The sequence below is a fragment of the Paenarthrobacter sp. YAF11_1 genome (assembly GCF_052113445.1).
In the GTDB taxonomy this organism is placed as follows: Bacteria; Actinomycetota; Actinomycetes; order Actinomycetales; family Micrococcaceae; genus Arthrobacter.
Genome location: NZ_JBFRDF010000001.1, coordinates 252,934 through 265,986, shown reverse-complemented (window position 1 = coordinate 265,986; position 13,053 = coordinate 252,934). Strand labels below are relative to the sequence as shown.

The 13,053-nt window shown below is 61.0% G+C and carries 20 protein-coding genes; 8 read left to right on the top strand and 12 right to left on the bottom strand.

Features of this window, described 5'->3' with window-relative positions:
* Positions 1-67: 67 nt before the first annotated feature.
* The 12 genes from AB4Y77_RS01305 to AB4Y77_RS01250 form a co-directional block, all read right to left on the bottom strand.
* Positions 68-496 (bottom strand): ASCH domain-containing protein, encoded by a 429-nt coding sequence (locus AB4Y77_RS01305; RefSeq protein WP_442012740.1) that lies wholly within the window; start codon positions 494-496, stop codon positions 68-70.
* Between the two features lie 119 nt (positions 497-615).
* A complete protein-coding gene (locus AB4Y77_RS01300) occupies positions 616-1,872 on the bottom strand; it encodes a hypothetical protein (RefSeq protein WP_442012739.1) in 1,257 nt (418 codons plus the stop codon).
* A complete protein-coding gene (locus AB4Y77_RS01295; protein ID WP_442012738.1) occupies positions 1,869-2,165 on the bottom strand; it encodes a hypothetical protein in 297 nt (98 codons plus the stop codon). Before AB4Y77_RS01295 ends, AB4Y77_RS01300 begins: the two co-directional genes overlap by 4 nt.
* Positions 2,165-2,557, bottom strand: a complete 393-nt coding sequence (locus tag AB4Y77_RS01290; protein WP_442012737.1) for a hypothetical protein — start codon at positions 2,555-2,557, stop codon at positions 2,165-2,167. The genes AB4Y77_RS01295 and AB4Y77_RS01290 overlap by 1 nt, the downstream gene beginning before the upstream one ends.
* On the bottom strand, positions 2,544-3,881 hold the full coding sequence (locus tag AB4Y77_RS01285; RefSeq protein ID WP_442012736.1) for a ParB/RepB/Spo0J family partition protein: 1,338 nt from the start codon (positions 3,879-3,881) through the stop codon (positions 2,544-2,546). The genes AB4Y77_RS01290 and AB4Y77_RS01285 overlap by 14 nt, the downstream gene beginning before the upstream one ends.
* Entirely contained in the window at positions 3,878-4,201 is a 324-nt protein-coding gene (locus tag AB4Y77_RS01280) for a hypothetical protein (RefSeq protein WP_442012735.1), read from the bottom strand. Before AB4Y77_RS01280 ends, AB4Y77_RS01285 begins: the two co-directional genes overlap by 4 nt.
* Before the next feature lie 22 nt (positions 4,202-4,223).
* Positions 4,224-4,424 carry a hypothetical protein gene (locus AB4Y77_RS01275; RefSeq protein WP_442012734.1) on the bottom strand — a complete coding sequence of 67 codons (201 nt, stop codon included), beginning with the start codon at positions 4,422-4,424 and terminating at the stop codon, positions 4,224-4,226.
* Positions 4,421-4,693 (bottom strand): hypothetical protein, encoded by a 273-nt coding sequence (locus tag AB4Y77_RS01270; RefSeq protein ID WP_442012733.1) that lies wholly within the window; start codon positions 4,691-4,693, stop codon positions 4,421-4,423. The genes AB4Y77_RS01275 and AB4Y77_RS01270 overlap by 4 nt, the downstream gene beginning before the upstream one ends.
* A complete protein-coding gene (locus tag AB4Y77_RS01265) occupies positions 4,690-5,277 on the bottom strand; it encodes a hypothetical protein (protein WP_442012732.1) in 588 nt (195 codons plus the stop codon). The genes AB4Y77_RS01270 and AB4Y77_RS01265 overlap by 4 nt, the downstream gene beginning before the upstream one ends.
* Positions 5,277-5,510: a hypothetical protein gene (locus tag AB4Y77_RS01260; RefSeq protein WP_442012731.1), complete on the bottom strand. Its 234-nt coding sequence runs from the start codon at positions 5,508-5,510 to the stop codon at positions 5,277-5,279. The genes AB4Y77_RS01265 and AB4Y77_RS01260 overlap by 1 nt, the downstream gene beginning before the upstream one ends.
* A 125-nt stretch (positions 5,511-5,635) precedes the next feature.
* Complete coding sequence (locus tag AB4Y77_RS01255) at positions 5,636-5,953, bottom strand: hypothetical protein (protein WP_442012730.1); 318 nt, start codon at positions 5,951-5,953, stop codon at positions 5,636-5,638.
* Complete coding sequence (locus AB4Y77_RS01250) at positions 5,950-6,309, bottom strand: helix-turn-helix transcriptional regulator (protein ID WP_442012729.1); 360 nt, start codon at positions 6,307-6,309, stop codon at positions 5,950-5,952. The genes AB4Y77_RS01255 and AB4Y77_RS01250 overlap by 4 nt, the downstream gene beginning before the upstream one ends.
* Positions 6,310-6,482: 173 nt before the next feature.
* Between AB4Y77_RS01250 and AB4Y77_RS01245 the strand changes: the two genes are divergently transcribed.
* From AB4Y77_RS01245 to prfB, 8 genes are all read left to right on the top strand, one after another.
* Positions 6,483-7,067, top strand: a complete 585-nt coding sequence (locus AB4Y77_RS01245) for a hypothetical protein (protein WP_442012728.1) — start codon at positions 6,483-6,485, stop codon at positions 7,065-7,067.
* Positions 7,042-7,461, top strand: coding sequence for an ImmA/IrrE family metallo-endopeptidase (locus AB4Y77_RS01240; RefSeq protein ID WP_442012727.1), 420 nt, complete (start codon positions 7,042-7,044; stop codon positions 7,459-7,461). The genes AB4Y77_RS01245 and AB4Y77_RS01240 overlap by 26 nt, the downstream gene beginning before the upstream one ends.
* A 24-nt stretch (positions 7,462-7,485) precedes the next feature.
* A complete protein-coding gene (locus AB4Y77_RS01235; protein ID WP_442012726.1) occupies positions 7,486-8,928 on the top strand; it encodes a recombinase family protein in 1,443 nt (480 codons plus the stop codon).
* 156 nt (positions 8,929-9,084) lie between these two features.
* Positions 9,085-10,233, top strand: a complete 1,149-nt coding sequence (locus tag AB4Y77_RS01230) for a hypothetical protein (RefSeq protein ID WP_442012725.1) — start codon at positions 9,085-9,087, stop codon at positions 10,231-10,233.
* A gap of 149 nt (positions 10,234-10,382) precedes the next feature.
* Positions 10,383-10,802, top strand: coding sequence for a TadE family protein (locus AB4Y77_RS01225; RefSeq protein ID WP_442012724.1), 420 nt, complete (start codon positions 10,383-10,385; stop codon positions 10,800-10,802).
* A 160-nt stretch (positions 10,803-10,962) separates the two neighbouring features.
* On the top strand, positions 10,963-11,355 hold the full coding sequence (locus AB4Y77_RS01220; RefSeq protein WP_442012723.1) for a hypothetical protein: 393 nt from the start codon (positions 10,963-10,965) through the stop codon (positions 11,353-11,355).
* A complete protein-coding gene (locus AB4Y77_RS01215; RefSeq protein WP_442012722.1) occupies positions 11,352-11,807 on the top strand; it encodes a pilus assembly protein TadG-related protein in 456 nt (151 codons plus the stop codon). Before AB4Y77_RS01220 ends, AB4Y77_RS01215 begins: the two co-directional genes overlap by 4 nt.
* Positions 11,808-11,883: 76 nt before the next feature.
* Positions 11,884-13,002 carry a peptide chain release factor 2 gene (gene prfB, locus AB4Y77_RS01210; RefSeq protein WP_311212706.1) on the top strand — a complete coding sequence of 373 codons (1,119 nt, stop codon included), beginning with the start codon at positions 11,884-11,886 and terminating at the stop codon, positions 13,000-13,002.
* Positions 13,003-13,053 lie beyond the last annotated feature (51 nt).

The window sequence follows — 13,053 nt, the reverse complement described above, 5'->3', positions numbered from 1 at the left end:
AGCATGTTGCGTAGCTTCCGGGCGAGGATGGGCGCCTGGGGCAGATCGGGATCCGCCCCAGGTCCGGTCACGACTTCGTCGCTGCCAGGTTCCACAGCCCCAGCTGCCCGATCTCAGGGAACGGGCACGCGAGCGGGCGCGGGTTGGCTAGTTCCCAGTGGTACATCCCTGGGCGCGCCCATTCGGAGCAGTAGCCGTCCGCTGTTTTGCAGTCCAGGGAGTAGTGGCAGCCAACGACATCCACGGTTCCGAGCACGTGACCTTGCAGCCGGACAGCGTTCTTGACGGCCAGCGGAGCAGCGTCCCTTGCCTGACGGAACGCCTCGTTCTCGTATCCGGCCTCGTCGTCCTTCTTTGCGGCGTGGATGTAGAGCGTTCCGCGGTGGTTGATGGACTGTGAACGGTTCTCGACGTCCTTACCCGCGTGGAGGATGCACCACGCCCACGGGTTCTTGACCGTGACAGCCTTCAGCGCCGGCGCTTCAATGTCGTTCATGAGCAATCACACTCGCCCTGCCCGTTGAGAGCCTTCCGGCAGGCACTGCATGTGTTGAGCTTCTCTGGGCGGCTAAGGAGCCCGGCCAGGATCGCTGCTTCGTTTTCTTCGGCCATGATCTACTCACCGTCCAAAGTGCGCGGCAGGCGTACCGGCATCAGTAAGTGGCGGTAGGTGCTGGGTTTGTCACCCTTGGCTGGCACCGGAGAGATGCACGTCGGCTTGACCATGTTGTGGAAGGAGAAGCGCACCACCTCTGCGTTGATCGCCTTCAGGGCCTCATAGAGGAACGTCGGGTTGTAGGCGGCAGTATCGGCTGTGTCGATGTTGGTCGTGTCAGCAAGCAGAATCGGCGTGGCTGCCTCGCTCCCTCCTTCGGAGAACGTTGGCGAGAGGGTTACGGAGCCTGGGCCGATCTTCAGCAGCGCAGGTTCGTTGAAATCATTCAGCTCCCGAGCGACCAGCACTTGGTCCATCAGGTCCCGACGATTGACGTCCAGCTGCATCCCGCAGTCCAGATCAAACAGAGACCTGATCTTGGGGTAATCACCGAGCACCCCGTTGAGCGTGAAGGCACAGTCACCGGAAGACAGGTGGACGGTAGAACGGCCGCCATCCTTGCCGTGGACGTCCCCCGAAACCAGAACGCCAACAGTTACTTTCTCTCCGTTGAGATGCTTCGCTATGGCCTTCCACGTGCTGGCCTGGAGGAGGAACCTGAATTCTGCAACTTCGCGCGACAGCTTCAGCGTCTCCGACGAGAGGCGGTACCGGTCCGTTGCCTGGAGAGTGAGCGACTTGCCTTTGGCTTGCACTTCGATTGCCGTCAGGATCGGCAGGGTGTCATCCTTGCTGGCCGCGATGGTTGCACGGTCCAGAGCCCCCGCCAATTCGGCGCGGTCGATGTCGAACGCGTCCAGCTCGCCATGAGCCGGCAGAGGCGGATACTCCGACAATGGCACGTCATGGAGACGTGGGATGGTGAAGCCTGCCGCGGTGACCGTAATCATGGGCCTGCCCAGCAGCGTCTTTGCGGCCACCGTCACGGGGATGTCCCGCTTGCGTTCCGTCAGAACCCGGATTGTCCGAACCAGCCAGGAATGCGGAGCGAGCGCCATGGCATTGTGAAGGGTCCCGATCGCTTCGTGGTTCAGCTTGACTACGGCCGACGTCGAATAGTCGTAGCCCGTGATCGTTGCCTTGCCTCTGCGGCATTCCAGCACGACAAAGCTGAGGATGGGCACCGGAGGCCGTGACGACACGGCAGCACCAACGGCAGCCAGCTTCCGCAGCCACTCAGTGCCCGTGGCAGTGATCTCCAGATCGGCGAGCGCCGGTTCCGTGGTCGTCGTGGGTTTGGTGGCGATGATGGTCATCTTCTGGCCTCTCGTGGTTCGTGGATGTGGTGTTGGGCTTCCTCGATTTGGAGGGCTGCCCAGGCTGCTTGCAGGTTGTCGCGTGCCAGGTCGAGTTCGTCGTCAGTTTGGCGGAGGCGGCGGGCTTTGGTGGTGGTGTCGAGTCCGCCGAGGTCGTCAGCAAGGATCTCGGTCAGGAGGTTCTGCCGGCGGATGGTGAGTGCCGCTGTGATCTTGGCGGCTTCGTCGTACCTGCTGCGGTAGATCCGGACTTTCTGGTCTTGCCACCGCTGGTCCGTGCTTGCCCAGGCCATCAGCGGCCCATCCCGTTCAGGCGTGTGCCGGCTTTCCAGTGGGTGCTGATGATGAGCTGGCCGAAGTCAAACGCTTCCCGGGCGGTGTCGTGCCACTGGTTCTCTTTCGAGATCGGGTGGGTGACGTCAGGTTCGTCCCACAGGGTGAGCTTCCAGCGTCCGCTGGCTCCTGGTCGGACGCCGGCCCGAGGGAATCGGCGGTCTTGGTTGCCTTCGAACGGTGCTGAGGGCCGGTAGCCTTCCATCGCGTCTACGTGGTCAAGCACGTCGCGTTTGGCTTTCCACTGGAGGCCCACGGGTGCCGGGTCATCAAGGATCTCCGGGCGGAAGCCACAGGCGCAGACTGCTTCGTTGTCAGCATTGCGTTTGAGGAAGTGGCTAGGCGTCTTCATCGTTGCCGCCCTCCGCGAGTGCAGCCTTCTCAGCGGCGAACTGCTGGATGGCTTCCAGCTCAGCCTCGGTCCACTTGTAGCCGTAGGAATGCTCCAGCGATTCGCGCCATGGTTCCGTTGAGTAGTAGAAACCGGCATTTGGGCTCCATGCGGCGAGGTCGGTGAGGCGTTCTTCTTTGCCGTTACGTACCAGGTGACTTAGGACGATCAGCTGGTCTGTGGAGAGAGCAGCGATGCCGTCAACGACTTCCTGGTCATCGATTTCCTCGTGCTCTTCAATGCCGAGCCAGTGGGCGACGTCGGCGAGGTCAAGCTGTTCAGCCATGTCCAGAGCCAGCTGGTGCACAACTTCTGCCGTTGGCTTTTTTAGGATGCCTTTGAGGAAGGTTTCGCGGACGGGCGCGGCAAGCTCCAAGCCTCGGATGATCTCGCTTCGGCGGATGTCAGCTGCGATCTCGTCGGGCGTCTTTTCCGGAGGAGTCCACGGCTTCGTAGCTTCGCGTTTGCGGGCCCAAGTGATCTTCGGGAAGTCCGGATGCACAACGGCAATGAGGTCTTTCTCTACCGCCTCAGCAACCGAGTGCTCAGCGTACGTGGGCGAGATGTCCTTCCATTCCCACTGCGGGCCTTCAGGGCGGTCCTCGACCTCAACGCCAGCTCCCTGCAACTCGGCCGTCAGGCGAGGCAGGTTCTCCCGCCAAGCTTTCACTTCCTTCTCAGCAGCGAGGCGCACTTCCCAGTCGTTGGGCTTGTCTGCGACCTGAAGCAGCCGTGCTTCTGCCTTCTCGTCGTCAGCGAAATTGAGCAGCTCCAGCGCCTGATCGATATTCAGGGTCGCGTCTTCGATCTTGGTCTGAGCTGCCTCTGACAGTTTCGTGATTTTCGACCTGGAGCGGACGTACTTCTCACCGCGGCTCAAGGATTTCGCGACGGCCTTGACGTTCATCCCTTCGCAGTCCAGCAGGGACTGCACTCCGCGGGCAGCGTCCATTTCAGTGAAGTTCTCGCGGTGGGTATTCGCCACAATCATGAAGGCGATCTGCTTTGCCTTCGTGTCCAGGTCATGCCGGATTTTGCAGGCGAGGTCTGCAACGTTTCCCAGCCGGGCTGCGGCTTTTCTTCTGTGGCCCTCCAGCAGCATGAATTTGCCGGCGTCCACGCCTTCGGCAATGGCTACTACGTGGCAGTCGTCGGTGTTGCCGTCCTTGGCGAGGCTGTTCGCAAGTTCAACTAGGTCCTGGTCGGAGCCGAGATCTGAGCGGGGGTTGTCGGGGTTGTCGATAAGGGCATCGACGGCGATTCTTCTTGTTTCGATGGTGGTCATGACTGTCCTTCGCAAGTGGTGGAAAATGCTTGCTCCGCCAGGGCAAGGGTCAGCGCGGCCTGTAGCCGGCTGATGGCTGCATCGAGTTCGCCATCCTGCAACGCCGAAAGGGCGCGGGTGGTCGTGCGTTCGATGCGGAGAAGGCGCAACGCAGCGTCATCACGGACTACTGGGTTGCCAAGCCACTCTTGTTCGGTGGCTGGTTCCTGCCTCTGGCGGTGGACGTTCTCCTGGTCCTTCTGAGTAAGGACCGGGACAGCGTCCGCTGTCTGGGGTACTGGGGCGGCGCCGGGGCGGGCGCCTGGTGGTCTAGCTGTCATCGGCGCCCCCAATCGCCGGTCATCATCTTCTGCGCCCGGGCTGCGGCCCTGACTCGAGGACGAAACCGGCCGACCCGGCCAACATGACCAACACGCCAGCGAGATAGGCGCCGTTGATCGTGGGGCAGGTCATGAGGACCAGAGCCGCGCCGAAAATGACCAAGGGGCCGTAAAGGTAGGCGCGGCGGCGAAACCGGCCGACCCGCGCCGTCGGGCGCATCACGAGCCCACCCCCGGAAGCGCCGGCCCCTGGTCGCCGTGGCCGCGATACTCATGCAGTGAGAAGTTCGCGCGGGGAGTCCCGTCCACGATGATCTGCTTTGCGTGAATATCAACGGCGACCTTCTGCGGTACAGGCCACTTCGAACGTGCATACGTTGTCAGCTGGGCGGTCAGCTCCGTGTTGTCCCGGAAGTGAAGGTCAGCCCGATCCTTATATGGGCGATGCCCGATCGGCTGAATGACCGCGAATAGCCGCTTCCGGGTCTTCATCTTCTGCCTTCCCGAAGCCGCGCCTGCCGGTCCAACTCTTCAAGCTGTGCCAGTGCGGATCGGTTCGGATCGAACACGGTCACACTCGCCAGGTGCGGGCCCGGCTTCGGCGCGGGGCCACCGGTCCGATCTGTCCACTCGAACTCAACGATGTTCATCCCGTCTGATTCATGAGTGGAGGCAGCTGCCGCCGGCACGTCGGGGGATTCGACGGCAGCTGCCGGATCAGAGGACTGCCCCCCGGCAGCCTTGGTGGAGGAAGCGGCAACCGCGCCACGATAACGGGCCGTTGACACCTCCACATCCGCAATAAAGTTGTTCGCCTTAGCCACCACATCGGCGAGCGCGTCTGCGATCTGGGGGAGTGCGTGTTCGATGTTTCCCAGGCGGTCGAAGTGCTTGGCCGTTTTGAGTGCCCCGATGAAGTTTTCGGCGTCCTGAATGGCGATGGTCAGGAGCTTGTGCCGGCGTCCTTGTTCTGTCGGGATGATCTTTGAGGGGAAGGACTCTGTTTCCATCTGCCGATCGACGGCGTGGAAGTATGAGTTGCGGGGGAGGAGGTCAGCCGTTTCCTTGTTAGTCATCAGGCGACCTCGGCCGCGGCGGCAACGGTGCTCATGGGCCTGCCCATGAGGCGGGCTTCGGCCAGCTTCTCCAGCTGTTCCAGCGACGGACCTCCGGGCGTGTAGGCGGCCTCTGCGATCTCGCGGGGGCTCATGCTGTTCATGCGGGCTGTTGCCTGGGCAAGAACGCGGCCAGCGGCGGCGATGTGGGGGCGGGCTTCCGGCGGTAGTTGCCGGAGTCTTCTGATGACCATTTGTTAGACTCTTTTCTGATTCGAGAGCCAGGCTTCTTTTCAGATGAGGTGCCTGGCTCTTGGGTTGTGACGAGCGGTCCAGTGAGTTCTTGGCGGAATAGCACTGGGCCGCTTTCTTTCTGCCCTCAGTGGTTCTCCGCTGAGGAAGTGGGGGCCGGCACGGCAGCAGCGGGGGAAGGTGCTGCCGTGCCGGTGTCTGTGGAGGCGGCATCCAGGAGAGCTTTGGTCTGCTGGAGCAGCTCGATAACAAGGTCAAGATCCTCGACTTCGAACTGGATCACGTCGTGGTCATATCCGGACTGGACGGAAATGAGCGACGGTGCCTCTTCATTCCAGGCGATCACTCCAACCCGGTGGCGTTGGGTATAGCTGCCGTGACCCAAGAGGTGGTCTGGGCGGGTGACGACGGCTTCCACGGAATGAACCGTTCTGTAGCCGCTCACGCGTGCATCCGGCGGGGGTGGGGGTTCACGTTCCGCGCACCTGTGCGGTGAGAAGCGTTTCGCGTTCCACCTTCCATATTGGGCGTGGCTGCGTGTTCGTGGTCAATGAAGAGGTCCTCCCAGTCGCAGTCCAGGGCGAATGCGATGCCCATGGCGAATGCTTCGGAGATCGTTTTCATCTTGCCCGTCTCCACCTGCTGTACGGCTGCTTGCGAGCGCCGAGCCAGATGGGCGACGTCGCGTTGCGTGTATCGCTTGGCGAGGCGTCGGCGGCGGATCAACTCCGGGTCCCTGATTTCCATCCAGACCTCCTTCTTGGCTTGTGGTGGGCGGCGGCGGATCGTTGTTGAGTTCATTTCTACTCTCCTCTTTTCAAGATGACAAGTTGATCATGTTCCATATTCCACTACTTGTCAAACTGATAAGCAGTAAATTCCGCGCCTCACCTGCAAAGATGGACTTGTCACTTGTCAGAGCATGGCGTGTCGCCGCTACCAATAGCGAGGCATAGCCGGGAAGAGTTACCGCCGTGAACATGAACCCAAGCCTCCGCAGCCTTGTGGAGACTGCCGTGGAACGTCACCAGACGTCCGTCCGGCAGCTGAGCATCCTTGCGCAGAAGCAGGGCTACCGGGTTACTCACACGACGCTCAACCAAGTGCGGAGCGGAACATACAAGTCCGCGCCCTCAGAAGTGACCATCAAGGCCATCGCCTGGCTGGCCGGCGTCAGTGAGCAACTCGCGTTCATGGCCGCGGGACAACCCGTCCCCGGTCCACCGTTTGCCGAGGAACTACCTGCAGGTGTCGACAACCTCCCGCCCAAAGCGCGGAAAGCTGCCATCGACATGCTGCGAGTCCTCGTAGACATGAATCAGGGCCTTGCAGATGCAGAACTCACAAGTGACCAAGAACAGCCAATCGACATCCGTCGTGCCGGCGAGCGCCGTGACGCTCGCGCTGGACAGAAGACCGAACCTGACTTGAAAAGTAATACTGTCGTGCCCCTGAGCGATGATGCGATTGACCGTCTGCATAAAGAGCAGTGGGAAACGTTGGCGGCCAAGAAAGCACCAGGGGGCATTGCACATGATCAGAATCCCGAGGACACCTGACTCGTACGCACGAGAGTTGGGCGTCCGGATCCGCTTCGGCTGGGTGCCGGATGGTGCGTGGGGTAGCTATGACGCGGACCTTCACCTGATCACACTTCGTGCGGGCCTCGGCCCGCTCCAACTGCTATGCACCTTGATGCACGAGTTGGGGCATGCCGCTCACCGCCATAAGGGCCGCGGCCGCCGGCAGGAACGCGAAGCGGACACCTGGGCGGCCCTACGGCTGATAACAAAGCAAGACTTCATCGACGCCTACCTTGAACGTCAAGACGCTGTCGGGATTGCTCACCGCCTCGGGGTTTTGCCCGACGTCGTAGAGCACTACATCGCAGCGCTCACCAAGGCTGAGCGAGAAGCTCTAGCGGAACTCCTCCGCGCACGCCTCGCAGCCTAAGACCTCTCAGAGAGCCCCCATCACGTGAACACATCAAAAGCCCGGCTTCGGGCTGTCCCAAACGCGCCCCAAAGGGCAGTCGCATACATCCGAGTTTCCAAAGAGCGCGACGGCATGATCAGCCCGGAGCTGCAATTGGCCTCCATCGAACAGCACTGCGAGCGCAGCGGCTACGAGATCGTGGAAACAATCACGGATCTCGACATGACCGGACGTTTCTGGAAGCGCCGGCAAGTAGAACGTGCCATTGGAATGATCGAGGCCGGGAGCGCTGAAGTCCTGGTTGTTTGGAAAGTCAGCCGTGTATCCAGGAACCGCAAAGATTGGGCCATTGCCGTTGACCGCGTCGAAGGCATTGGCGGCCGCATGGAATCCGCGACTGAGCCCATGGACACCACGACATCGTCTGGCAGGTTCGCTCGTGGCATGCTGGCTGAGCTGGCCGCCTTCGAATCAGAACGCATGGGGGAGCAGTGGAAGGAAACGCACAACAGGCGAGTCCAAGCCGGAATACCCGCAAACGGTAAGCCGCGCTTCGGATACCAGTACACCAAGGGTGAAGGCTTCAGCCCTGATCCCGTGACTGGCCCTGTACTTGCCGAGGCGTACCGTCGATACCTCTCAGGTCAGTCTTTCTATTCCCTGTTGAAATGGCTCAACGACGGTCCGACCAGGCCTGTCACCGGCTACGGGCCACCAGGTGACGGCATGTGGTCGCTCGTGACGCTCCGACGAGTCATGGACCAAGGCTTCGGGGCCGGCTACATCACCCGGCACGGCGAGCGCCTTCCGGGCGCTCATGAGCCAGTGATCACGCCAGAGGAATGGAATGAGTACCAATCACGTCGCGAGTCCAGGCGGGTGCACCGGCGGACTGAACGGTCCCAGTATCTGTTCTCCGGCATGATCAGGTGCTTCTGCGGAGCAAGGATGCACGCCGGCCTCTTTGGCAGCGGCAGGACTCCCAAGTACAAATGCGCCGACGTGGCAGCCAAAAGGAAGCACGAAGGCGGCTACGTCATGACTAGCACCGTCGAAACCGAAGTAGTGAGCTGGCTGGAGAACCTCGCAGACAATGTTGACGCTGAAGCGGACCTTGCAGCACGCGCCGATGAACAAGCCAGCAAAGCCAAGGACACCGCAGCCCACCTCAGCAAGCAGCTAGCAAAGCTCGGAACGCGCATGGACCAACTCACCAACAAGATGCTTGACGGGACAATCCCTGACGACACCTACCGGAGGCTGAGGGACGAGCTGCAAACCCAGCGCGATGAAATGGAGGTCTCGATCAGAGACGCCCTTGTGGTGGCGTCCCGGCCGCCGGCGTCGCTCATCCCCGATCTTTTGGCCAACTGGCCCATCCTGCCCGTCGACGCCAAACGCGACCTACTGTCCCGGCTCATCGACTATGTGGAAGTCGAGCCAATGCGCCCACGGTCAAAGGTCACAGTCCACGCAAAGTGGTGACATTCGGCCGCGCTCTCGTCCCACCAGTAATGCCGAAGAAAGGAACGCGGCGAGATGCAGCTAATATTCCACTTGAAGGCGCAAGTATCCCGCTCCACTAGGGCGTGACCTGGGACGCCGCATTGCAGATCGTTTTCCACTTCATGGGGGTACTCTTTGACAAATTTTGGCACCAGACTAAGGGCCGCCTGGGCGCTGCTCATTGCTGGCGGTTTGCTTTTCGCAGGTATCTCGCCGGCCGTCGCCGCGCCCGATATATCCGCACCGGTGGTGGTAAGCCATGCCGTGTCCGCTACTACCCTTGACGTCACAAGCGCCCCGGCGAAGCTCAGCTTCAGCGTTCGGCTGACGGATGAGACGGCGGTGAACAGCATCCATGCCCGGTTCATTCATTCCAGCAGCGGGCAGTACTACTACTTCCCCTATCCGTCCCTCTCGTCCGGAACGGCTCAAAACGGCGTCTGGCGCAGCTACATCACCGTGCCGCAAGGTGTGGCCAACGGGGAGTGGTCAATCCAGATATATGCCATCGAAGACCCCTGGAAAAACAGCACCATGGGCTTCATCAACCTACGAACCATCAACGTCATATCCGGCTCAACTGACGTCGCCGCGCCGGTCATCGTTAGCAACGCGGTCTCCGCCACAACCTTGGACGTCACCAACGCCCCAGCGAAACTCAGCTTCAGCGTCCGGATCACCGACGAGACCGCAGTACAGAGTCTCCACGCTCGATTCCTGCACCCAGCAACAGGGCAGTACTACTACTTTCCATACCCATCCCTCTCATCAGGAACGGCTCAAAACGGCATCTGGCGCAGCTACATCACCCTTCCTCAGGGCGTAGCCAACGGGCAGTGGGTGATTCAGGTTTATGCAGTAGAAGACCCACTCAAGAACAGCACGTTTGGATTCATAGAGCTCCGAACCATCAACGTCATTACAGGTGCGACGACGGACGTTGCTGCGCCCGCCATCGTCAGCAATGCCGTGTCCAGCACCGCACTGGATGTCACTGGCGCCCCGGCCAAACTGAGCTTCAGCGTTCGACTGACTGACGAGACCGCAGTACAGGGCCTCCATGCCCGGTTCCTTCACCCCGAAACGGGCCAGTACTACTACTTCCCGTATCCGTCGCTGGCCACAGGCACCAACCAGAACGGCGTCTGGCGCAGCTACATCACAGTGCCCCAGGGAGTAGCCAACGGTGACTGGGTAATCCAGATATACGCAGTCGAAGACGTCGTCAAGAACTCAACAATGGGGTTCATCAATCTCCGCACTGTCAACGTGAAGTCGGGCTAACAACGGCTAGCGCCTGAACAAGACTCAGGGTGAGATTGGAACGCATTCACACTGATGTCGGCCGTCTTGGTCGCTGGCCTTCTTGCCTTGGCCGCTCCTGCTTTGGAGGGCCTGTTCGATCAGGCGATAAAGAAAGTGGGCCAGTAGGAGTGCGGCCGGAACCCTCCGCTGGTTCAGGTCTTCGGACCAATCAACGGCGGAGCGTCTCCGACGAGTGCGGGTCCGCCGTCGTCGACTTTGTCTTGGTCGGCGCGCTGCTGACGCTGTTTTTTATGGCGATCGTTCAGCTCACCTTGGTGTTGCATGTCAGAAACACCCTGATTGATGCTGCGGCCTCCGGTGCTCGGTATGGGGCCTTGGCGGACCGCACGCCGGCAGATGCCCGGGCGCGGACCGCGGAGTTGATTCACTCGGCCTTGAATGGCGACTTTTCCGGAGACATCGCATGCAGCGATGTCATGGTGGACGGAGTCCGCACCTTGGAGGTGACGGTGAAGGCGCCCATGCCTGTTGTCGGGCTCTTAGGTCCCCGTGGGTTGCTGGAGGTGAAAGGTCATGCAGTGTACTGAACCGTCCCTGAAGCTGCTGGCAGCCTTCTTGCAACGGACGCGCGAAGCCATGTGTCTGTCTGTAGAGCCGGCTGGAGCGCCTGCTGGGGATCCAGCCGAGGTGACCACCCGGGAAAGCAGGAGAGACAACCGGGCGCCAGAATGCGAACGGGGCAGTGCCGTGGTGGAATTTACCTTCCTGGCCGTATTGCTCATGGTTCCGGTGGTCTACTTCGTGGTGACAGTGGGGCAAATCCAAGGTGGGTCTTTTGCGGTGGTCGGTGCCGCCGACCAAGCCGCAAAGGCCTTCGTGGCCCGGAGTGCCCTTCCCGATGCCAGGGCTGCAGCTGAACGGGCGGTCTTCCTTGCCCTGGGGGACTACGGGCACGCCCCGGACCAAGCCAATGTTGAGGTGGCGTGTGACAGAGCGGACTGTCTGTCGGCAGGAGCAAAGGTGACGGTGACGGTTTCCCTCGACGTTCCCTTGCCCTTGATGCCCTTCGGGGATTCGGTGGGCTTGAGCGCCGCCCGTTTGAGTGCGTCGGCCACTCAAGTTGTGGGGCGCTTCCTGTGACGACGCTGCGTCGCCGTGGCGAAGCCCGCGAAGAGGGTCAGATCGCTGTTCTCATTATTGGCTTCGTTGTGCTGGCGCTCCTTCTGGCAACAGCGGTCATGGCTGTCTCGGCCGTCTACCTGGAGTACAAAAAACTGTTGTCACTTGCGGACGGAGCCGCGCTGGCCGCCGCCGACACCTTCATGGTGGGAGATATGGGAACCGGGACCCGTCCCGGCCCGACGTTGGTCGATGAGCGCGTGCGGTCCGGGGCATACTCCTACCTTTCCGGAACCGACGCCTCTTCCCATCATGATCGCCTTGCCTTGGCGGCCGGAACGGGCAGCGAACCCGGCGGCACGGCTGTGGTGGTCCTTACCGCTGTGGCCCATCCTCCGGTTATCAGCTTCCTCTTGCCGGACGGGATCCTGGTCGAGGCCCGATCGGTAGCCCGCTCATCGCTGACCCAATAATGTCCGGGTCATGGTTCCTGCATGAAAGAACCGGGCCGTCGGGGGAGCGCGACGGATAGCGTACGCTGGGATGACCATGGCTGAGATAGATTTTCCCGCAGAAATCCGCGCACTTCGCGCAACTTACAGCTCCATCGAGAACGTTACCGATGTTGATGCACTCAAAGCTGAGATCGCTGAACTGAGCGAGCAAGCCGGAGCCCCGGACCTTTGGGATGACCCGGCTTCAGCCCAGGTGATTACCTCGAGGTTGTCACACCGGCAGTCGGAAGTTGAGCGTCTTTCCAAGCTGGACTCCCGGATCGATGACCTTGAAGTCCTGGTGGAGCTCGGCCAGGACGAGGGCGACGAAGACTCCATGGCGGAAGCTGCGAAGGAGTTGTCGTCCATTCGCAAGGCTCTGGCGGAACTTGAAATCACCACACTCTTGGCAGGCGAGTACGACGAACGCGAAGCTGTGGTTACCATCCGCGCGGGCGCCGGCGGAGTCGACGCAGCAGATTTCGCCGAGATGCTGATGCGGATGTACCTGCGCTGGGCAGAACGCCACGGGTACCCGACCACCGTGATGGATACCTCCTATGCCGAGGAGGCTGGACTGAAATCCGCCACGTTCGAGGTCAAGGCGCCGTACGCGTTCGGCACGTTGAGCGTCGAAGCAGGAACACACCGGTTGGTCCGCATCAGTCCTTTCGACAACCAAGGCCGCCGACAGACGTCCTTCGCGGCAGTCGAAGTCATTCCGTTGATCGAACAGACGGACTCCATCGAAATTCCGGACAACGAAATTCGTGTTGACGTCTTCCGTTCTTCGGGACCGGGCGGCCAGTCGGTCAACACCACTGACTCTGCGGTACGACTGACCCACATTCCCACGGGCATTGTGGTCTCGATGCAGAACGAAAAATCGCAGCTCCAGAACCGGGCGGCAGCCATGCGAGTTCTTCAGTCCCGCCTTCTGCTGGTCAAGAAGGAGCAACAGGACGCCGAAAAGAAGGCACTGGCAGGGGATGTCAAAGCGTCCTGGGGTGACCAGATGCGCTCCTACGTTCTCAATCCGTACCAGATGGTCAAGGATCTGCGAACGGAACATGAAGTGGGCAACACGTCTGCAGTGCTGGACGGCGACATTGACGACTTCATTGACGCCGGCATCCGTTGGCGTACGGGCAACCGTAACGCCGCTGCTAACTAAAGCCGCTGCCAACTAAAACGGAGACAAGCGGAATCCGGGGGCGTCAACCCT